We start from the raw sequence: 20,526 nt of genomic DNA, 5'->3' as shown, positions 1-20,526 counted from the left end.
GCTCGCGAGGCGGCCTTATAGCCGGCCTGGCTCTTGCGGGTGTACTCCAATCCAATTGTGGGAGCGAGCCTGCTCGCGATGGCGTCGGCACCGTTTGCATCAAAGCAAAGCTCTACCCCTTGGCCCCAAGCGCCGCCATTTCTTTTGTTTCCAGATGGTCCAACGCCCGTTCAACCAACAACTGAACCCCATCGGCCATGCGGCTGATCGCCAGGGCTACGCAGCGGCGTGAGTCATCGACATCGTCAGCCAGGTCGGCGGCGATGGTGCTGATGGACAGCAGGTCTTCGGAGGCATTGGCGAGCAGGGTTTCGGTGTCAATGTGGGGGATTCGGTGAAGGCTTGACCATATTCATGTACCAGAGTTGGGGTTGGCATCCTTTCTCTTGCATTCGAAGAGGCGGCAACTGTGCGTAGGTGTGCAAGACCGGTCCGGTACCGCCGGCAGACCCGAAGGTCTCCCACGCACAATCGCCATAACGGACGCGAGCATAAAAAATGCTCGGTCAATAGCTATAACCGATTGGGTACCAGTCCGGACTTGCACGTCCGTATCACCGTTTTTTGCGATGACGGACAAAGGTTAGCGGCGCTCGGAAGCACTGCCTAGTTCATGAACAGCCCGGTGTTTTGAAGGAAATCTCCGAGGAACCTGAGAGGAAACGAAAAACGTGAAAAGGTGACTTGGCAGTCATCATGCGAGAAAACTCATCCATCTCCCGTTAAAGCGATCCGATGATGGCGTTCCGCTGTGGAATCGCTAAACTGCTCCCGCCATTCATCTTTCTTACGAGGCCGTGCCCATGAAGTTTCGCTTTCTGCTGTGGATGCTGGGGTTGTTGATGGGCAGGGCCAGCCGGACCAATCCGGCGTTCCAGCAGCAGTTGGGCGATAAGGAGTTGGTGTTTCAACTGCAAACCCTGGACGGCAAGGTCGCCCGGCACTTCACGGTGAAAGACCAGCGCATCACCAGCCAGTCCGGCACTTACCCGACGCCTGCGTTCGCCATCGCCTTCAAGGACGCGGCTTATGGCTTTGCCACGATGCAGGCGAAGAACAAGCAGTTGGCGTTCATGACCGGGATTCAGGACAAGTCGATCCAGATCAAGGGCAACCCGGCGCTGGTGATCTGGTTTCAGGGGTTGATGCGGTATTTGAAGCCGAAGAAGGCCAAGAAGGTTTAGTCGAGAACCCTGTGGCGAATCAGCCAGGATACGCTCGATCGTTCCCACGCTCTGCGTGGGAACGTCGCCAGGGACGCTCCGCGTTCCGCTTCTGGGATGTGACGCAGAGCGTCACGGGATGCATTCCCACGCAGAGCGTGGGAACGATCAAAGCTCAGCGGCCTGCGTCAGCGGTCAGTGGCTGAACTGCGAAGCCAGTTCGCGCAACAACACCTCAGCCTCCAGCACTTTGCTGACCACTTCATTGGCTTTGTCGCGACTCAGGCCGACGCGTTCGAGCAGTGCGTCGGGAATCTCCTCGTCGGGACCCGAGCCAATGCCACGGGCGCGCAGCAGGCGTACGGCCAGGCACACCAGGTTCGGGTAGGCGGCGTATTCGCCGTCGTAATGTGGGTCGTGCTGGAAGCGCAGGGCGGTGGCCAGTTCGTCGGGCATGTCCCAGTAGCGCATCAGCCATGAACCGATCTGCTCGCGACTGATGCCCAAGAGGTGCTGCTCCACATAGCTGTGGCACAAGTGCGGGTTGACCTCCAGGTGCCGGCAGATCAACGAGAAGTGCGGCGGGAAGACGTGGGCCAGCAACAGGTAGCCGAAGTTGTGCAGCAGGCCGGACAGGTAGGTCAGGCCGCCTTCCGGGCGCTGGGCGCGCGGCATGGCGCGGGTCAGGCCCTCGATGACGGCGGCGGTGTAGATCGACTGATGCCAGTACGGCGTGGTGTGTTGCGGGTGGTCCTTAGGCAGGCTCAGGGTCTTGCCCAAGGCCAGGCCCAGTGCCAGGTTGATCACCAGGTCGAAGCCCAGTACCCGGACGATGGCGTCTTCCACCGAACGGATCTTGCCGGGCGAGGCGTAATAAGGCGAGGCAGCCCAGCTCACCACTTGCGCGGCCAGGGCCGGATCGGTTTCCACGACGCCGGTGATGTCATCGATGGTGGCGTCCGGGTCGACCCGCAGCTTGATGATCTTCTGCGCCGTTTCGGCCAGTGGTGGAATTTCGATGGTTTCTTCCAGCCGTTGCTGGATACGTCGGGCGGTGAACGCCTGCACAGCCTGAGTGATTTCCGCGCGGTCGTCGTGCGGGCGATCAAGGTTGGGGGTGATGTTGCTCACGGCTTCGCCGAAGGTCGCGGCACTGGCCTTGGTGAGCATGCTCTTGAAGGCTTCGCTGGTCACTTCCAGCAGCAGCCCTGGTTCGCCTGAGTTGATCAGCAGCTTCGGCTCGCGCAGCAGGCTTTCTTCATACAGGCAAGGGGAGCTGGTCAGCGCCGGCAGGCCGGGCAGCAGGCTCAGGCTATGTTTGCCGAGCATGCGCTCCAGACGGTCAGTAGGTACCGCCGTGAGTTTGCGACCGGTGAGTTCGGCCAAGCGGTTGAGGTCCAGCAGTTGGCTTTGCGGAAACAGCACCATGAGGGCGCCAACGGCATCGTGCAACAAAACAGCCTGCACTTTACGGGCGGGATTCAGGCCTGGTCGTTCGATTACTTCGTCAAAGCCGATGCCCAGTTTCTCGAGCAACAGCCGAATAACAGACGGAGCGTGCGGGGTTTCGGGGACGAGGGCAGCTTCTGTCATGGTCTGTATCCGTTTTCCTACAAGTTCAGCAGTATAACCAGCTTGCCGGGCAGGCGCGCCCAGAAACTGAGAGCGTGCTCACACTTGGCCGTATTGCTGCCCGTGACGCAACCAGCGATCCAGCAGCGGGCTGACATGCTCCGGCCAGCGCTCCAGCAGCGCCTGGGCGGCGTCGCGTACGGCGGGGAGCAGATCGGCGTCGCGCATCAGGTCGGCTACCTTGAATTGAAGCAGGCCGGTCTGGCGCGTGCCGAGCATTTCACCGGGTCCGCGTAATTCCAGGTCTTTTTCGGCGATGACAAAACCATCGTTGGTTTCGCGCATGATGCCCAGGCGCTGGCGACCAATCTGCGACAGCGGCGGGTGATACAGCAAGACGCAATGGCTGGCGGCACTGCCCCGGCCGACGCGGCCGCGTAGCTGATGCAACTGTGCCAGACCCAGGCGCTCGGGGTTCTCGATGATCATCAAGCTGGCATTGGGCACATCGACCCCGACTTCGATCACCGTGGTGGCGACCAGCAATTGCAGTGCCCCGGCCTTGAATTCGGCCATGACGGCGGCTTTCTCGGCGGGTTTCATGCGCCCGTGGATCAGCCCGACTTTCAGTTCGCCGAGGGCGGCGGTGAGGTCTTCATAGGTGGTTTCGGCCGCCTGGCAGGTCAGCTCTTCCGATTCTTCAATCAGCGTGCACACCCAATAGGCCTGTCGCCCTTCGGCGCAGGCACCGCGCACGCGCTCGATCACTTCGACGCGCCGGGTGTCGGTGACCAGCACGGTATTGACTGGTGTGCGTCCGGGAGGCAGTTCGTCGAGGATCGAGGTGTCGAGGTCGGCATAGGCGCTCATGGCCAGGGTCCGCGGAATCGGCGTGGCGGTCATGATCAATTGGTGAGGGCACATCCGCCCGCCCACGCCTTTCTGCCGCAGCGCCAGGCGCTGCTGCACCCCGAAGCGGTGCTGTTCGTCGATGATCACCAGCGCCAGGTTCTTGAACTGCACTTCGTCCTGGAACAACGCATGGGTGCCGACCACCATCGGTGCACCTTCGGCGATCTGCGCCAGGGCGGCTGCGCGATTCTTGCCCTTGAGCTTGCCGGCCAGCCAGGCGACTTCGATCCCCAGGGGTTCGAGCCAGCGCTGGAAGGTGATGAAATGTTGTTCGGCGAGAATCTCGGTGGGCGCCATCAACGCCACTTGATAGCCGGCTTCCAGGGCCTGGAGCGCGGCGAGGGCGGCGACCACGGTCTTGCCGGCACCCACATCGCCCTGGATCAGCCGCAGCATCGGTTCGGGCTGGCTCAGGTCGTAGGCGATTTCGTTGCCGACCCGCTGCTGGGCCCCTGTGGGTTTAAAGCCGAGGTTAGCCAGGTAACGGGCCGGCAGATCCTTGGCCTTGGGCATGGCCGGGGCGCGCAGGGAACGCAGGCTTTCGCGCAGGCGTTGCTGGGACAGTTGATGGGTCAGCAGCTCTTCAAAGGCCAGCCGGTGCTGGGCCCAGTGATGCCCCAGGGCCAGTTCGTCGACATCGGCATCGGCCGGCGGATGGTGTAGGTAGCGAATCGCATCCGCCAGCGCCGCCAGTTGATAATCCCGGGCCAGTTCGTTGGGCAGCCAGTCGGGCAGGCTGCTGGGGCCGAGCAGGGTCAGGGTTTGCTGGCAGAGCTGGCGCAGACGCTGTTGGGTCAGGCCTTCGGTGAGCGGGTAGACCGGGGTCAGGGTTTCATCCACCGGGGGCGGCTCGTCGCCGGTGATGGCGCGGTATTCCGGGTGATAGATCTCCAGCCCGGATGCACCGGGCCGCGCTTCACCGTAGCAGCGCACGCGGGTGCCACGCTTGAGGCCCTCCTTTTGCGCATTGCTGAAGTGATAGAAGCGCAGGCTCAGCCCGCCGGTGCCGTCCTGCAGGCGCACCACCAGGCTACGGCGCCGACCCATGACCACGTCGGCGCCGCTGACGGTGCCTTCGATCACGGCGTCCTGGCCCGGACGTAAATGCCCGATGGGCACGACGCGGGTGCGGTCCTGGTAACGCAGCGGCAGGTGGAACAGCACGTCCTGAAGGTTTTCCAGGCCAACCTTGGCCAGCTTCTCGGCCATGGCTTCACCGACACCCTTGAGTGCCGTGACCGGCACTTTCGACAGCTCAGTCATGGCCGGGGCTTACTTGGCAGTGGGCGGCTTGGCCACGGAACACAGGCGGATCGAGTCAGCGAGGATCTCGATGGCCTTGGGTCGCGGAAAGCTGGCGCGCCAGGCGATGGCAACGGTGCGGAACGGCACGGGCGGCGTCAGTGGGCGAACCTCGATCACGCCAGGGGCGTAATGATGGCTGTCCACCGCCGACAGCGGCAAAATCGAAATGCCCAGGCCCGAGGCGACCATGTGGCGAATGGTTTCCAGGGAGCTGGATTCCACCGTGGTGTGCTTGGCGCCTTCGCTGCCTTTGGTCAGGGTCGGGCAGGCTTCCAGCACCTGGTCGCGGAAGCAGTGGCCTTCGCCGAGCAGCAGCAGGCTCTTGTCGTTGAGCAGGCCGGCGTCGATGGATTTTTTCTGGGTCCACGGATGCTGGGCCGGCATCAACACGTAGAACGGCTCGTCGTAGAGCGGCAGGGTCAGGACATCGGCTTCGTTGAACGGCAGGGCGATGATGATCGCGTCCAGTTCGCCGTTGCGCAGTTTGTCGCGCAGCACATGGGTGAAGTTTTCTTCGATGTACAACGGCATCTGCGGGGCGACCCGGTGCAGTTGCGGAATCAGGTGCGGGAACAGGTACGGGCCGACGGTGTAGATCGCGCCGACTTTCAGTGGGGCGGTCAGCTGGTTTTTGCCGGCCTGGGCCAGTTCACGGATGCCCTGAGCCTGTTCCAGGACTTTCTGTGCCTGGGCAACGATGCCTTCGCCCACTGGGGTCAGGCGCACGGCGCTTTTGCTGCGCTCGAAAATCAGCACGCCGAGCTCGTCTTCAAGCTTTTTCACGCCCACCGAAAGCGTCGGCTGGCTGACATGGCAACGCTCGGCGGCGTGGCCGAAATGTTGCTCCTGGGCGAGGGTGACGATGTAGCGTAATTCTGTGAGGGTCATGGCGAGCGTCCGTGAAGTTGCGAGCCAAGCATACCGGCTGCAATCGATAGACGCACGTTATCAGACTGGGGGTGCGGTGTGACACTGCCTAATGTGGGTATGGTGAGGGGATTTAACGACGCATATGGATTATTTGTGGGAGCAAGGCTTGCCCGCGATGAAGCGAGCGCGGTCCTCTCCGGAACCGAGGTGCCTGTATCGCGAGCAAGTTTTGCTCACACAGGCCCCCTTGCTCTACAGATACATTCCCTTCACCAGAAACAATAAGCCCCTGTAACAGGGGCTTGCCAATGGGTTAACGCCGACGCTTGTCGATGGAGTACACGAACGGCGCGACGATTTCGATGGAGCCGTTAACTAGCATGTCGGCCGGAGGCTTGGGCAGCGGTTGGGCGCGGCGAATCATTTCCAGGGTCGCCCGGTCCAGGGCGGCGTTGCCGGACTTGCTCACCAGCTCGAAGGACAACACATTGCCTTCGGCGTCCACCACGAACCGTAAACGGTTCAAGCCTTCCTTGCCGCGCGACTGGGCGCTGGCGGGGTATTTCTTGTACTTGCCCAAGTGCGCAAGCAAGGTGCCTTGCCAACTGGCCTTGGCCGCCATTTGCGCGGGGGATGGGCCAGGCGCCGGTTGCGCGGATTTCTCGGTCGGAGCCTTGGTCGGTTGAGTATCGCTGGGCTTTTGCTCCGACGGTTCTTCCTTGGGCGGTTCCGGTTTTTTCTCCACGGGCTTGGGTTTGGGCTTGGGCGGTTTAGGCTTGGGCTTGACCGGCTTGGGCACCGAAATCTCCGGTTTCTCGGCTTCGGCGATTTTAGGCAGCGGCAGTTCTTCGACCGGCTCCGGAGGCTGCGGTGGCGTGACGACTTTAGGCGGTGCGGGCGGTGGTGGGGCCGGAACCGGCGCCAGCTCGACCATCATTGCCTGGGGCGGCAATTCAATGGGCGGGTTTGACGTCCAGTTCAGGGCCAGGGCAATGGCGAGCGCATGCACGCCCAGCACCACGGCCAGGCTACCGCTGTAACGCGTCAGCTTTTGGCGCGTCGTGATCATTTCTTGGGCGCCGTCTCAAGTCCGACCAGGCCGACCTTCAGGTATCCGGCGGCGCGCAGGGCGTCCATCACGCTCATCAAGTCGCCGTAATCCACGCCTTTATCCGCCTGGAAGAAGATCGTCGTGTCCTTTTTGCCTTGGGTCTTGGCGTCGAGGGTCGCGCCGAGGCTATCGGCCTTGACCTCGTCTTCGCCCAAGAACAGGCGTTGGTCAGCCTTGACGCTGAGGAATACCGGTTTTTCCGGCCGCGGCGAAGGCTTGGCCGTCGAAGCCGGAAGGTCGACCTTGATGTCCACGGTGGCGAGCGGAGCGGCCACCATGAAGATGATCAACAGCACCAGCATCACGTCGATGAACGGCGTGACGTTGATTTCGTGGTTCTCGGCCAGATCGTCGTCTGCGCCTTCTTTCAAATGCAGGCCCATGGCCGATTACCCCACTTTCACCATGTGCGGTTGCGAGCCACGCTCGGGTGGCAGGTGGTCGAGGTCGCGGCTGACCAGCAACAGGACTTCGGCCGAAGCGTCCGAGACCTGGGCCTTGTAACCGGCAATGGAGCGGGCGAACACGTTGTAGATGACCACCGCCGGGATCGCTGCGACCAGACCCAGAGCTGTCGCGAGCAGGGCTTCGGCGATGCCGGGCGCCACGACAGCGAGGTTGGTGGTCTGGGTCTTGGCGATGCCGATGAAGCTGTTCATGATGCCCCACACGGTGCCGAACAGGCCGACGAACGGCGCGGTGGAACCGATGGTGGCGAGCACGCCGGTGCCGCTGCTCATGTTGCGACCGCAGGCTGCGACCAGGCGCTCGAGGCGGAAACTCACGCGCTCCTTGATGCCTTCCTTCTCACGACTGTTGGCCGACAGGCGCATCTCTTCGAGGGCGTCGTGAACCAGCAGATTGGCCAGGGTGCCCTCTTTGGCCGCAGAGGCGCTGGCCTCTTTGAGGGTGGTGGCTTTTTTCAGGTTGGCGATTTCACCGCGCAAGCGGCGCTTGGCGCCCATCAGCTCGAAGCCCTTGGCGATCCAGATGGTCCAGGTGATGATCGAGGCGATGGCCAGGCCGATCATGACGATTTTCACGATAATGTCGGCGTTCTGGTACATGCCCCATGGCGACAGATCGTGGGCCATGCCCAAGGTATTGTCGGCTTCGAGCATTTGAGGTGCGTCTGCGGCGTCGGCTTCGACGGCCTGGGCCGGCTCGCTGGCCTGAGGAGCCGCTACAGGCTCGGCTGCATCGACCGGCGCCTGGCTGGCGGCGGGTGCGGTGGCCGGGGTCGTGGCTGGCGCTTGGGCATCGGCGAACGCGGCGGCGGGTGCTAGCAGCAGGCTTAGCAGCAGGGCTGCCATGGCACTCCAGGCGCGAGGTCGGTTGGTTGGCGAAGCGGAGGGGAGATAGCGTGTCATGCTGGCCGGACCTGAGAGAAAAAGAAGGTTGATGTTCTTCCAGGCCTCGTGGGCCGAGAACAAAACTGGCTCGCATTATTGCAAGTAATTCTTGTTAACAAAAGTAATACAGTATCTTTTTTTCCTGCATTGCTAGCCGCTCGTCCCCTCTGGCAGCTAGTCTGCGGCTTTACGAGAGGAGATTTTGATGTCCGCGCCTTCTGTTTTGATCGCCGGCTGCGGTGATATCGGTGGCCGCCTGGCGAGTCAGTTGCGGGCCGAGCAGTGGCAGGTCTACGGCTTGCGCCGTACGGTTTCGCAGCTGCCGGCCGGGGTTGTCGGGGTAGCGGGGGACTTGTTCAACGAGCAATGTCCCGCTGATTGGCCCACCGGTCCACTGGATTACGTGGTGTACAGCGTCGCCGCCACCGAGCATGACGAGGCGGGTTACCGCGCGGCTTATGTCCAAGGCTTACAGCATGTGTTGAGCTGGCTGAAGCAGCATGGACAGCAGCCAAAACGACTGCTTTTTGTCTCCAGCAGCAGCGTCTACGGACAGAAGGGTGGCGAGTGGGTCGATGAAAGCTCGCCCACCGTGGCCGGTGGCTATTCCGGCCGGCTGATGCTCGAAGCTGAACAGGTGGCGCTCGACAGCGGCATCCCGGCCAGCCGCGTGCGTCTGACCGGTATCTATGGTCCGGGCCGTGAATGGTTGCTGAGCCAGGTGCGCCAGGGCTATAGCGTGGTGGAAGATCCGCCCCTCTACGCCAACCGCATCCATGCCGACGACGCGGCGGGCCTGCTGGCCTTCCTGCTGGAAGCCGACCGCCAGGGCAAGCCCCTGGAAGACTGCTACATCGGCGTCGACGACACTCCCGCCGCGCTGGCCGAGGTGGTGGGTTGGCTGCGTGATTACATGGGCGTCACCCAATGGGCCGAAAACGCCAGCGTCCGCCGCGCCGGCAGCAAGCGCTGCAGCAATGCACGGGCGAAGGCCTTGGGCTGGACACCGAGGTATCCGAGTTTTCGTGAGGGGTATGCGGCGATTCTGGAGGGGCGCTGCTGATCTTTTAAGCACCCCAAAAACAAACGGTGGGAGCAAAGCTTGCTCGCGATAGCGGTTTTACAGCCAACAGAGGTGTTGTCTGTGACGACGTCATCGCGAGCAAGCTTTGCTCCCACAGGCTCGATCCCACAGGGAGTCCGACTTACTGCTTCTCCAACACCCACTGCCGGTCACCCGGCGTGAACGAAGGCATTTCATCCGCCAGTGCCGCATTCACGGTCTGGAAAATTTCCAGCTTCTTGCCGTCGCGAGAGAAGATCCAGGTGTTGCCCTGGCCGTTCTGTTGCAGCCAGATGTTGTCGTTGCCGCCGCTCATGGACGCGCAGTCGCCGGCCAGGCACAGGGCGTAGCGGTCGGCGCCTGGTAGTCCGCTGACCTGGCCGTCGGGTTGGAACTGCACGCTGGCGCCCTGGCCAGGGCCGTTGACGATGTTCCAGGTGCCGCCCAGATAAGCGGTATACAGCGCCCGTTCGAAACTGGCGCCCAGCGGCGCACCCTCGGGCACCTGGACCTGGGCGCGCTCGAACACTTGCTGCGGCTCGTTCTCGGTGGCGGATTGGTTCAACTGGTCGCCGTCGCGTTGCAGTTCGCTGGCGGAGCTGCCGTAGAAATCGACTTTCCACGCACCGTCTTCTTCGCCCAGCAGCTTGCCTTCGACATTCTCGAAACCGTTGGTGTAACGCGCCTGGCCGGCCCGGGTGTTGACGTCCCATTCCAGGTTCGGGCCATAGGCCTGCAGCGCCTCGCGCAGCGGGCCGCCCTTGGCGGCGGCGTCGATTGCCGCCTGGTTGATCCAGGTGCCGCTGATATCACGGTCGGCAGGGTCGCTGGCGCAGCCGCCCAACAGCAGGGCAGCCAGCGAAAGAGCAAGCGCTTTGCGCATGGTGGAATCCTTAAACGAAAACGGCGCAGCCGGGGGGAGGCTGCGCCGGGCGTGTTACTCGATGACCAGGATGGCGTCCATCTCAACCTGCGAACCCTTCGGCAGGGCTGCTACGCCGATGGCGGCGCGGGCAGGGTAAGGCTGGTCGAAGTACTTGCCCATGATCTCGTTGACCTTGGCGAAGTGGCTCAGGTCGGTGAGGAAGATGTTGAGCTTGACGATGTCCTTGAACGAACCGCCGGCAGCTTCGGCCACGGCCTTGAGGTTCTCGAACACCTGCACGGTCTGGGCTTCGAAGCCTTCTACCAGTTCCATGGTTTTCGGGTCCAGCGGGATCTGGCCCGACATGTACACGGTGTTGCCCGCCTTGATTGCCTGGGAATACGTACCGATGGCGGCCGGGGCTTTGTCGCTGGTGATAACGGTCTTGGTCATTTATGACTCCTTGTAATGGATGGGGAGCTATGCACGCATACGAGTGATACGGATGACGCCAGTCAGGGCGCGTAGCTTCTTGATCACGCGGGCCAGGTGCACGCGGTCGTGCACGCTGACCACCAGTTGGACGACGCTGATGCGGCCATCGCGCTCATCCATGCTGATTTTTTCGATATTGCCGTCGGCGGCGTTGACGCTGCTGGCCAGCAAGGCGATCAGGCCACGCTGGTGCTCCAGTTCGACCCGCAGCTCGACATTGAATTCGCCGGTGACATCCTTGGCCCAGGAGAGCTGGATGCATTTTTCCGGGTTGTGGCGGATTTCGCTGATGTTGCGGCAGTTATCCAGGTGCACCACCATCCCTTTGCCTGCGGACAGATGGCCGACAATCGGATCGCCAGGAATCGGCGTGCAGCACTTGGCATAGCTGAGCACCAGGCCTTCGGTACCACGAATGGCCAGGGGACCTTCGGGGCTAGGCAGCTGTTCGCCTTCGCCGAGCAGGCGGCGGGCGACGACGTAGGCCATGCGATTGCCCAGGCCGATGTCTTCCAGCAGGTCTTCGATCAGTTCCAGGCGGTACTCGCTGAGCATGATCTGCACGCGTTCAGCCGGGATCTTGTCCAGGGAGCTGTCGAAACCGTTGAGGACTTTGTTGAGCAAGCGTTCGCCCAGGCTGATGGATTCAGAGCGGCGTTGTAGCTTCAAGGCATGGCGGATGTGTGTGCGGGCTTTGCCGGTGACCACGAAATTGAGCCATGCCGGATTTGGCCGCGCGCCGGCGGCGCTGACGATTTCCACCGTGGAGCCGCTTTGCAGCGGTTCGGACAACGGCGCCAGGCGGCGGTTGATCCTGCACGCGATGCAGCTGTTGCCGACGTCGGTGTGTACTGCATAGGCAAAGTCCACCGCCGTGGAGCCTTTGGGCAGCTCCATGATCCGGCCTTTGGGCGTGAAAACGTAGACCTCGTCCGGAAACAGGTCGATCTTCACGCTTTCGATGAATTCCAGGGAGTTGCCGGCCCGCTGCTGCATTTCCAGCACGCCTTTGACCCACTGGCGGGCCCGGGCGTGGGTGCTCTTGGGTTGTTCGTCGCCGCTGGACTTGTACAGCCAGTGCGCAGCGATGCCATTGTTGGCCATCTCTTCCATTTCACGGGTGCGGATCTGGATTTCGATCGGTACGCCGTGCATGCCGAAGAGTGTGGTGTGCAGCGACTGGTAGCCGTTGGCCTTGGGAATCGCGATGTAGTCCTTGAAGCGCCCAGGCAATGGTTTGTACAAATTATGTACAGCGCCCAGTACGCGGTAGCAGGTATCGACCTTGTCGACGATGATCCGGAACGCGTAGACGTCCATGATCTCGTTGAAGGCCCGACGCTTGCCGCGCATCTTCTTGTAGATGCCGTAGAGGTGTTTCTGTCGGCCGCTGACCTCGCCTTCGATGCCGTCGATGGTCAGGCAGTGGCTCAAGGATTCTTCGATCTTGTTGACGATTTCCTTGCGGTTGCCCCGGGCGCGCTTGACGGCCTGGTTGATCCGCGCCGAACGCATCGGGTGCATGGCCTTGAAACCGAGGTCTTCGAACTCGATGCGGATCGCGTGCATGCCCAGGCGATTGGCGATGGGCGCATAGATTTCCAGGGTTTCCTTGGCGATTCGCCGGCGTTTTTCACCGGACAACACTTCCAGGGTTCGCATGTTGTGCAGGCGGTCGGCGAGTTTGACCAGGATCACGCGAATGTCGCGCGCCATGGCCATGGCCATTTTCTGGAAGTTTTCGGCCTGGGCCTCGGCCTTGGTCTCGAAGTTCATCTGGGTCAGTTTGCTGACCCCGTCGACCAGTTCGGCCACGGTTTCGCCGAACTGCGCCTGCAGCGCTTCCTTGGCGATGCCGGTGTCTTCGATCACGTCATGCAGCATCGCCGCCATCAGGCTCTGATGGTCCATGTGCATGTCGGCAAGAATGTTCGCCACCGCAAGCGGGTGCGTGACGTACGCCTCGCCGCTGCGGCGGCGCTGGCCGTCGTGGGCTTGTTCGGCGTAGAAATAGGCTCGGCGGACCAGGTTGACCTGGTCCGTGCCGAGGTAGGCCGATAAGCGATCGGCGAGGGCGTCTATGCTCGGCATGATAATGACTCCTGCCGTTTGCTGTGACCCCGCGCCGTGCTACGTCGACCAGGCATAGGCTTAGACCGCCTCGTTGGACTCGTCCTCGAACGCTGCGAACAGCGGTTCGTCTTCAACGATTTCAGCGTTGGCGATGAACTCGTAGCTCATCAGGCCTTCGGCGATTTCACGCAGCGCTACCACGGTAGGCTTGTCGTTTTCCCACTGGACCAACGGCTCTTTGCCACCGGTGGCCAGTTGACGGGCACGCTTGGTAGAGAGCATGACCAGCTCAAAGCGGTTTTCCACGTGTTCTAGGCAGTCTTCAACGGTTACGCGGGCCATGGTATTCCTCGGAGCGAATGCAATATGCGCGCTGCCCGGTTGGGCGAGCGGACTCAACAGTTTAAAAAAACGCCAGCGTTTAGGGAAGCGCTGATTTTTTGACCAGCCCCTCGACCCGCTACAAGCTCCAATGTAAAGCCGTCGCAGCGGTTTTGGGAAGGGCTGTTCAGCCCAGCAGTTCGGCCAATAATTTACCGAAACGTTGCTGCTGGCGTTTCTGCTGCAGCTGGCTGGCGCGGAAAATCGCCTTCAGATCGTCTAGCGCATGGGCGAAATCGTCGTTGATGATCAGGTAATCGTAGTCGACGTAGTGGCTCATTTCGCTGACCGCTTCGCGCATCCGGCCTTCGATGATGTCGTCGCTGTCCTGGCCGCGATTGGTCAGGCGCTGGCGCAAGGCCTGCTGGCTCGGTGGCAGGATAAAGATCGAACGGGCCTGGGGCATCAGCTTGCGGACCTGCTCGGCACCCTGCCAGTCGATTTCCAGGATCAGGTCGTGGCCTTCGTCCAGGGTTTGCTGCAGATAGCTTTGCGAGGTGCCATAGAGGTTGCCGAAGACTTCGGCGCGCTCGAGGAAGTCCCCGTGCTCGGCCATTTTCACGAACTGTTCGCGGTCGACGAAGTGATAGTTCACCCCGTCCACTTCGCCCGGGCGCATGGCGCGGGTGGTGTGCGAGACCGAGACGCGGATCTGCGGCTCGGCGTCGATCAGCGCCTTGACCAGGCTGGTCTTGCCGGCGCCAGAGGGCGCGGAAATGATGTAGAGAGTGCCGGTGCTGTGGGTCATGTCGGGTTAGCCTTACTCAATGTTCTGCACTTGTTCGCGCATTTGCTCGATCAACACCTTGAGGTTGACCGCAGCCTGGGTGCTGCGCGGGTCGAAGGCTTTGGAGCCCAGTGTGTTGGCTTCGCGGTTGAGTTCCTGCATCAGGAAGTCCAGGCGGCGACCGGCCGCACCACCGGATTTGAGTACCCGGCGAACTTCAATGATGTGGGTGCTCAGGCGATCCAGTTCTTCGGCCACGTCGCTTTTTTGCGCGAGCATGACCATTTCCTGTTCCAGGCGCTGCGGGTCCAGCTCGGCCTTCATGTCGACGAAGCGGTCGAGCACTTTCTGACGTTGGGTGGCGAGCATTTGCGGGACCAGTTCGCGCAGGGTGACGACGTCTTCCTCTATGGAAGTCAGGCGCTCGTCGATCAACCGGGCCAGTTCCGCGCCTTCGCGCTCGCGGCCGGCCTTGAGTTCTTTCAGGCCTTGATTGAACAACGCCAGCGCTTCGGCATTCAGGGCCTGCGGGTCGCTCGCATCACCAACCAGCACGCCGGGCCAGGCCAGGACTTCCAGCGGGTTCAGAGGCGCGGGGTGCTTGATCAGGCTGGCGACGGTTTCGGCGGCAGCCACCAGTTGCGCGGCGCGCTCGCGGTCCACCTGCAAGGCCTTGCCGGTGCTTTCTTCGGTGAAGCGCAGGGTGCATTCCAGCTTGCCCCGGGACAGGCCCTGGCGCAGGGCTTCACGCACGCTGCCTTCAAGGTCGCGAAAGGATTCGGGCAGGCGCAGGTGCGGCTCCAGGTAGCGGCTGTTGACCGAGCGCAGTTCCCAGCTCAGCGTGCCTTGGATGCCGGCTTTCTCGACGCGGGCGAAGGCGGTCATGCTGTGCACCATGGAGATTCCTCGCAATGCAGGCGGACGCAACGGTTAGTCGTAGCGCCTGGTATCTGTGGATAAAAGCCGAAGGGCAGCAAAGGCGCAGGATTGTAGCGCAGTGAGGTGCATGCCCCCAAACCGTGCATGTGACAAAGCGCTGCGGCTCGTCGGTCAGAGGTCAAAGGGGCTTGGCTCGTTGCAGCGGTTTTTTGGAACCGCGCGACGTTTAAACTGCCCTATGGCGGCCCACGGCTCTATAATGCTCGGCAGTTTTCCGTCCTCTGTACAGGTGTTCCCTATGAAACGTCCAAGTGGTCGCGCTGCCGATCAGCTTCGCTCGATCCGCATTACCCGCAACTACACCAAACACGCCGAGGGATCTGTACTGGTCGAATTCGGTGATACCAAAGTCATCTGCACCGTCAGCGTCGAAAACGGTGTGCCACGGTTCCTCAAGGGCCAGGGTCAAGGCTGGCTGACCGCCGAATACGGCATGCTGCCGCGCTCCACCGGTGAGCGCAACCAGCGCGAGGCCAGCCGCGGCAAGCAGGGCGGACGTACCCTGGAAATCCAGCGTCTGATCGGCCGTTCGCTGCGCGCCGCGCTGGACATGTCCAAGCTCGGTGACGTGACGTTGTATGTCGATTGCGACGTGATCCAGGCTGACGGCGGCACTCGCACCGCGTCCATCACCGGCGCCATGGTCGCACTGGCCGATGCCTTGAAAGTGATCAAGAAGCGTGGCGGCCTCAAGGGCGGCGATCCGCTCAAGCAGATGATCGCTGCGGTCTCCGTGGGCATGTACCAGGGCGAGCCGGTGCTGGACCTGGACTACCTGGAAGACTCCGCCGCCGAGACCGACCTGAACGTGGTCATGACCAGCGCCGGCGGCTTCATCGAAATCCAGGGCACCGCCGAAGGCGCGCCGTTCCAGCCGGAAGAATTGAGCGCTATGCTGGAATTGGCAAAGAAAGGCATGAACGAGATTTTCGAACTGCAAAAAGCCGCACTGGCTGACTGATCGTTTCGCGCTTCAGACAAGGAGAACGTCATGAGTGATGAGCAAACCCTACTGCCCCAGCCCAGCAAGGAGGCGCGCCAATGGGCGATGTTCTGTCACTTGTCCGCCTTGTTGGGCATCTGGATTCCGTTCGGTACGCTGATCGGTCCGTTGGTGCTCTGGCAGCTCAAGCGCGAGACTGACCCGTTCATCGATGCACAAGGCAAGGAAGCGCTGAACTTCCAGATCACTGTGGCAATTGCCTCGGCGATCAGCCTGCTCCTGATGATCGTGGTGATCGGCTTCTTCCTGTTCGGGCTGGTGGCTATCGGTGCGCTGGTGCTGACCATCATCGGTGGGGTGAAGGCCAATGAAGGGCAGCCGTATCGGTATCCGTTTACCTGGCGGCTGGTCAAATAACGATCAACGAGTAACCACTTGTGGGAGCGAGCCTGCTCGCGATAGCGGTTCATCATTCAACACAAATGTTGGCTGACCCACCGCCATCGCGAGCAGGCTCGCTCCCACAGTAGAAAGGGTTGCTCACAAAAAAACCGACATGGCTGTCGGTTTTTTTGTGGCTGCGAAACGACACTCAGATCGTCAGCGTCCAGTCGTAATCCACGATCAGTGGCGCATGCTGCGAGAAGCGTGGCTGGCGCGGCAGGCGAGCGCTGCGCACGAAGCGGCGCAGACCAGGCGTCAGCAACTGGTAGTCGAAACGCCAGCCGAGGTTGAGCATCTCGGCCTGTTCGTTGTCTGGCCACCAGCTGTATTGGTCGCCTTCACGGCTGACTTCCCGCAGGGCGTCAACATAGCCCATGTTGCCGACAATCTCGTCCATCCAGGCCCGTTCCGGCGCCAGGAAACCCGGGGATTGCTGGCTGTCGCGCCAGTTCTTGATATCCAGCTTCTGTTGCGCCACGTACAGCGAGCCACAATAGATGTACTCGCGACGTTTGCGCCGCTGTTTATCCAGATAACGGGCGAAGTCGTCCATCAACTTGAATTTCTGATTCAAATCTTCATCGCCGTTCTGCCCCGAAGGGAGCAGTAAGGTCGCGATGCTGACCTTGTCGAAATCGGCCTGCAGGTAGCGCCCGTAGCGGTCCGCCGTCTCGAAACCGAGACCGTTGATGACAGCCTTCGGTTGCAGCCGCGAGTACAAAGCCACGCCACCCTGGGCGGGGACTTCGGCATCGCAGGCATAAAGGAAGTAACCATCCAGTTGGAAGGCTGCATCGTCCAGTTCAAAGGCGGAGGCGCGGGTGTCCTGCAGGCAGATGACGTCGGCATTCTGTGCTTGCAGCCAACTGAGCAACCCTCGCTCCACTGCAGCCTGAATACCATTGACGTTCACACTGATGATCCGCATAAATGGCCCCAAAAATCACGTGCGTGTATGATACACGGCGTGTACCTATTTAGCTAAATCCGTGGTATTTGGGGCTTTTTTCATGCAGGCGTATCAGCGCGATTTCATTCGTTTTGCCATCGATCGCGGCGTTTTGCGCTTCGGTGAGTTCACCCTCAAGTCCGGCCGCACGAGCCCGTACTTCTTCAATGCCGGCCTGTTCAACACCGGTGCCGCCCTGGCGCAACTGGGCCGTTTCTATGCGGCGGCCATTGTCGAGAGCGGCATTCCGTTCGACGTGCTGTTCGGCCCGGCCTACAAAGGCATTCCTCTGGCCGCCACCACTGCGGTCGCCCTGGCCGAACACCACGGCCGCGACCTGCCCTGGTGCTTCAACCGCAAGGAAGCCAAGGCTCATGGTGAAGGGGGCAGCCTGGTGGGCGCGCCGCTGACCGGTGAAGTGCTGATCATCGACGACGTGATCACCGCCGGCACCGCCATTCGTGAAGTGATGCAGATCATCGGTTCCCAGGAAGGCGCCAAGGCCGCCGGTGTGCTGATCGCCCTGAATCGCCAAGAGCGCGGCAACGGTGAGTTGTCTGCGATCCAGGAAGTGGAGCGTGACTTCAACATTCCGGTGGTCAGCATCGTGTCGCTGACCCAGGTGCTGGAGTTTTTGGCCGACGACCCGCAGCTCAAGCAGCATTTGCCGGCGGTTGAGGCTTATCGGGCGCAGTTCGGCGTTTAAAGATTTGCACATTCCCTGGTGGGAGCGAGCCTGCTCGCGATAGCCATTCAACATTCATGTTGGCTGAATCACCGCTATCGCGAGCAAGCTCGCTCCTACAGTGCGTAAAAAAAGACCCCGCTCAGTCTGGCTGAGCGGGGTCTTTTTTCATGGGGTGTCGCTTACGGACGCTTGCGATTGCTGATCAACGTACCCACGCCGGTATCGGTGAAGATCTCCAGCAGGATCGCATTCGGTACCCGGCCGTCGATGATCAAGGAGCTGCCAACGCCGCCCTGGACCGCTTCCAGTGCGCAGCGGATCTTCGGCAGCATGCCGCCGTAGATGGTGCCGTCGGCGATCAGTTCATCGACCTGTTGAGTCGACAATCCGGTCAGGACCTTGCCGGTCTTGTCCATCAGGCCGGCGATGTTGGTCAGCAGCATCAGCTTTTCCGCTTTCAGTGCTTCGGCAACCTTGCCTGCCACCAGGTCGGCGTTGATGTTGTACGACTCACCGTTGGCGCCGACGCCGATGGGCGCGATTACCGGGATGAAGTCGCCCTTGACCAGCAGGTTCAGCAAGTCGGTGTTGATGCCGACCACTTCGCCCACATGGCCGATGTCGATGATTTCCGGCTGGGTCATCTCCGGCGTCTGGCGGGTAACGGTGAGTTTCTTCGCCCGGATCAGCTCGGCGTCTTTACCTGTCAGGCCGATGGCGCTGCCACCATGCCGGTTGATCAGGTTGACGATGTCCTTGTTGACCTGGCCGCCGAGGACCATCTCCACCACATCCATGGTCTGCGCGTCGGTGACGCGCATGCCGTCGATGAAGTGGCTCTCGATCGACAGGCGCTTGAGCAGGTCGCCGATCTGTGGGCCACCACCGTGAACGACCACCGGGTTGATGCCCACAGCCTTCATCAGCACGATGTCGCGAGCGAAGCCGGTTTTCAGCTCCTCGCTTTCCATCGCGTTGCCGCCGTATTTGATCACCAGGGTCTTGCCGACATAGCGTCGGATATAAGGCAACGCTTCGGACAGGACCTTGGCGGTATTGGCGGCGGCTTCGCGTTCGAGGGTCATTCAGGGCTCCGGTGGTGCTTCAAAAATCAGAACGGTAGTTGAAGATCAGGTGCAACACGTTTGAGTTGGGTGTGGAACACATCCTTGATGCGCTGCAGTTCGGCTTCGTTGTCGGCTTCGAAACGCAGCACCAGCACCGGCGTGGTGTTGGATGCGCGAACCAGGCCCCAGCCTTGGGGATAGTCGACCCGCACACCATCGATGGTGGTCAGTTCGGCCCCTTCGCCCCATTGAGCGTCGTGCAGTGCATCAATGATGCTGAATTTGCTCTCTTCGGTCACATGGATATTGATTTCCGGCGTAGAAATATCGTTCGGGAAGGTCGCGAAGAGCTCTTCGGCCGTGGATTTCTCTTTGCTGAGGATCTCCAGCAGGCGTGCGGCGCTGTAGATGCCGTCGTCGAAACCGAACCAGCGCTCCTTGAAGAAGATGTGGCCGCTCATTTCGCCGGCCAGCAGGGCGCCACTCTCTTTCATTTTCTTCTTGATCAACGAGTGGCCGGTTTTCCACATCAGTGGGCGACCGCCGTATTCCTTGATCAGCGGCACCAGGCGGCGGGTGCATTTAACGTCGAAAATGATTTCGGCGTTCGGATTGCGCGCCACCACGTCACGGGCGAACAGCATCAGCAAGCGGTCCGGGAACACGACGCTGCCGGTGTTGGTGACCACGCCCACGCGGTCGCCGTCGCCGTCGAAGGCCAGGCCCAGGTCGGCGTTGGTTTCCTCGACCTTGGCGATCAGGTCTTGCAGGTTTTCCAGCTTGCCCGGGTCCGGGTGATGGTTGGGGAAGTTGCCGTCCACTTCGCAGAACAGCGGGATGACTTCGCAGTTCAGGGCTTCAATCAGTTGTGGGGCGATCACGCCAGCGGCGCCGTTGCCGCAATCGACCACCACTTTCAGGCGGCGGGCGAGCTTCACATCTTTGACGATTTCATCGTTGTAGCGCTCCAGGATGTCCACCTTGGTGACGCTGCCCTGGCCGCTGCTCAGGTCATTGGTCTTGAGGCGGGTGTGCAAGGCCTGGATCTGCTCGTTGGCGAGGGTGTCGCCGGCGATGACGATCTTGAAGCCGTTGTAGTTCGACGGGTTGTGGCTGCCAGTGAGCATCACGCCGGATTTACCGGCCAGCACGTTGGCGGCGTAGTACAGCGCTGGCGTCGGCACCAGGCCCACGTCGCTGACATGGCAACCACTGTCGGCAACCCCTTTGATCAATTGTTCAACCAGCTCGGGGCCGGACAAGCGACCATCGCGACCGACGCACACGTTCGGTTCACCCTGGGCCAGGCTCTGGGAGCCGATGGCGCGGCCGATCCAATAGGCGGTTTCGGCGGTGAGGGTCTCCGGTACCACGCCACGGATGTCGTAGGCGCGGAAGATGCTGTCAGGAAAAATTGGGGCGATTGCGGCTGGGGTGTTCATGGGCGGGGCGCTCTATCAGGAAGATGACTGGACAGGCCGACGGTTCGCGTCGGCAGGCTCAAACTGAAGGGTATGACGGCGTTTTTGGCAGAGAGTTCGTGGTGGGAAAGTGCCATGAGACAGCGTTACCTCGCCTCTATCGCCTAATACATTGATTCCAAGTGG

Annotated in this window: 19 protein-coding genes and 2 pseudogenes; 5 read left to right on the top strand and 16 right to left on the bottom strand. The window is 61.4% G+C overall.

Features of this window, described 5'->3' with window-relative positions; all coding sequences use genetic code 11:
• Positions 1–112: 112 nt before the first annotated feature.
• Positions 113–328 (bottom strand): annotated as a pseudogene (locus HQ912_RS27655) (DUF6124 family protein); the annotation flags it as partial.
• Between the two features lie 475 nt (positions 329–803).
• Between HQ912_RS27655 and HQ912_RS00215 the strand changes: the two are divergent.
• The gene (locus HQ912_RS00215; RefSeq protein WP_047226184.1) at positions 804–1,184 is read left to right on the top strand and encodes a helicase; all 381 of its coding nucleotides are present in this window, start codon (positions 804–806) and stop codon (positions 1,182–1,184) included.
• A gap of 174 nt (positions 1,185–1,358) precedes the next feature.
• On the opposite strand, the gene HQ912_RS00210 is transcribed toward HQ912_RS00215, so the two are convergent.
• The 6 genes from HQ912_RS00210 to exbB all read right to left on the bottom strand — a co-directional run bounded on the left by HQ912_RS00210 (position 1,359) and on the right by exbB (position 8,303).
• Positions 1,359–2,756, bottom strand: coding sequence for an aminoacyl-tRNA deacylase and HDOD domain-containing protein (locus tag HQ912_RS00210; protein WP_047226183.1), 1,398 nt, complete (start codon positions 2,754–2,756; stop codon positions 1,359–1,361).
• A 78-nt stretch (positions 2,757–2,834) separates the two neighbouring features.
• Positions 2,835–4,910: an ATP-dependent DNA helicase RecG gene (gene recG / locus HQ912_RS00205; RefSeq protein ID WP_173406320.1), complete on the bottom strand. Its 2,076-nt coding sequence runs from the start codon at positions 4,908–4,910 to the stop codon at positions 2,835–2,837.
• Between the two features lie 9 nt (positions 4,911–4,919).
• Positions 4,920–5,840 (bottom strand): hydrogen peroxide-inducible genes activator, encoded by a 921-nt coding sequence (locus HQ912_RS00200; protein WP_047226181.1) that lies wholly within the window; start codon positions 5,838–5,840, stop codon positions 4,920–4,922.
• A gap of 295 nt (positions 5,841–6,135) precedes the next feature.
• Positions 6,136–6,891: an energy transducer TonB gene (locus HQ912_RS00195; RefSeq protein WP_076383095.1), complete on the bottom strand. Its 756-nt coding sequence runs from the start codon at positions 6,889–6,891 to the stop codon at positions 6,136–6,138.
• Complete coding sequence (gene exbD / locus HQ912_RS00190) at positions 6,888–7,316, bottom strand: TonB system transport protein ExbD (RefSeq protein ID WP_047226179.1); 429 nt, start codon at positions 7,314–7,316, stop codon at positions 6,888–6,890. The genes HQ912_RS00195 and exbD overlap by 4 nt, the downstream gene beginning before the upstream one ends.
• Before the next feature lie 6 nt (positions 7,317–7,322).
• Positions 7,323–8,303, bottom strand: coding sequence for a tonB-system energizer ExbB (gene exbB / locus HQ912_RS00185; RefSeq protein ID WP_047226197.1), 981 nt, complete (start codon positions 8,301–8,303; stop codon positions 7,323–7,325).
• Between the two features lie 187 nt (positions 8,304–8,490).
• Here exbB and HQ912_RS00180 point away from each other — a divergent pair, with 187 nt between their 5' ends.
• Positions 8,491–9,348 carry an SDR family oxidoreductase gene (locus HQ912_RS00180; protein ID WP_076383094.1) on the top strand — a complete coding sequence of 286 codons (858 nt, stop codon included), beginning with the start codon at positions 8,491–8,493 and terminating at the stop codon, positions 9,346–9,348.
• 142 nt (positions 9,349–9,490) lie between these two features.
• Here HQ912_RS00180 and HQ912_RS00175 read toward each other — a convergent pair whose 3' ends face one another.
• The 6 genes from HQ912_RS00175 to HQ912_RS00150 all read right to left on the bottom strand — a co-directional run bounded on the left by HQ912_RS00175 (position 9,491) and on the right by HQ912_RS00150 (position 14,786).
• Complete coding sequence (locus tag HQ912_RS00175; protein WP_076383093.1) at positions 9,491–10,231, bottom strand: hypothetical protein; 741 nt, start codon at positions 10,229–10,231, stop codon at positions 9,491–9,493.
• Between the two features lie 54 nt (positions 10,232–10,285).
• A complete protein-coding gene (locus HQ912_RS00170; RefSeq protein WP_003229509.1) occupies positions 10,286–10,666 on the bottom strand; it encodes a RidA family protein in 381 nt (126 codons plus the stop codon).
• A gap of 27 nt (positions 10,667–10,693) precedes the next feature.
• Positions 10,694–12,799, bottom strand: a complete 2,106-nt coding sequence (gene spoT / locus HQ912_RS00165) for a bifunctional GTP diphosphokinase/guanosine-3',5'-bis pyrophosphate 3'-pyrophosphohydrolase (RefSeq protein ID WP_047226172.1) — start codon at positions 12,797–12,799, stop codon at positions 10,694–10,696.
• A gap of 60 nt (positions 12,800–12,859) precedes the next feature.
• Entirely contained in the window at positions 12,860–13,123 is a 264-nt protein-coding gene (gene rpoZ, locus HQ912_RS00160; protein ID WP_003177259.1) for a DNA-directed RNA polymerase subunit omega, read from the bottom strand.
• 166 nt (positions 13,124–13,289) lie between these two features.
• A complete protein-coding gene (gmk, locus tag HQ912_RS00155; RefSeq protein ID WP_047226171.1) occupies positions 13,290–13,910 on the bottom strand; it encodes a guanylate kinase in 621 nt (206 codons plus the stop codon).
• 12 nt (positions 13,911–13,922) lie between these two features.
• The gene (locus tag HQ912_RS00150) at positions 13,923–14,786 is read right to left on the bottom strand and encodes a YicC/YloC family endoribonuclease (RefSeq protein WP_047226170.1); all 864 of its coding nucleotides are present in this window, start codon (positions 14,784–14,786) and stop codon (positions 13,923–13,925) included.
• Positions 14,787–15,066: 280 nt separating this feature from the next.
• Here HQ912_RS00150 and rph point away from each other — a divergent pair, with 280 nt between their 5' ends.
• Complete coding sequence (rph, locus tag HQ912_RS00145; RefSeq protein WP_047226169.1) at positions 15,067–15,789, top strand: ribonuclease PH; 723 nt, start codon at positions 15,067–15,069, stop codon at positions 15,787–15,789.
• Between the two features lie 30 nt (positions 15,790–15,819).
• Positions 15,820–16,188 (top strand): DUF4870 domain-containing protein, encoded by a 369-nt coding sequence (locus HQ912_RS00140; protein WP_047226168.1) that lies wholly within the window; start codon positions 15,820–15,822, stop codon positions 16,186–16,188.
• Between the two features lie 175 nt (positions 16,189–16,363).
• Here the strand turns inward: HQ912_RS00140 and HQ912_RS00135 are convergent, their stop codons facing one another.
• Positions 16,364–17,143 (bottom strand): exodeoxyribonuclease III, encoded by a 780-nt coding sequence (locus HQ912_RS00135; RefSeq protein WP_003177265.1) that lies wholly within the window; start codon positions 17,141–17,143, stop codon positions 16,364–16,366.
• An 82-nt stretch (positions 17,144–17,225) separates the two neighbouring features.
• Here HQ912_RS00135 and pyrE point away from each other — a divergent pair, with 82 nt between their 5' ends.
• A complete protein-coding gene (gene pyrE, locus HQ912_RS00130) occupies positions 17,226–17,870 on the top strand; it encodes an orotate phosphoribosyltransferase (protein WP_047226167.1) in 645 nt (214 codons plus the stop codon).
• Positions 17,871–18,031: 161 nt separating this feature from the next.
• On the opposite strand, the gene argB is transcribed toward pyrE, so the two are convergent.
• Positions 18,032–18,937 carry an acetylglutamate kinase gene (argB, locus tag HQ912_RS00125; RefSeq protein ID WP_047226166.1) on the bottom strand — a complete coding sequence of 302 codons (906 nt, stop codon included), beginning with the start codon at positions 18,935–18,937 and terminating at the stop codon, positions 18,032–18,034.
• Between the two features lie 26 nt (positions 18,938–18,963).
• A pseudogene (locus HQ912_RS00120) lies at positions 18,964–20,367 on the bottom strand (phosphomannomutase/phosphoglucomutase); the annotation flags it as partial.
• Positions 20,368–20,526 lie beyond the last annotated feature (159 nt).

It is taken from the genome of Pseudomonas sp. MPDS (genome assembly GCF_013283895.1).
GTDB lineage: Bacteria > Pseudomonadota > Gammaproteobacteria > Pseudomonadales > Pseudomonadaceae > Aquipseudomonas > Aquipseudomonas rhizophila.
Note: the sequence above shows the minus strand (reverse complement) of the source record. Positions and strands in the feature narration are given on the sequence as shown.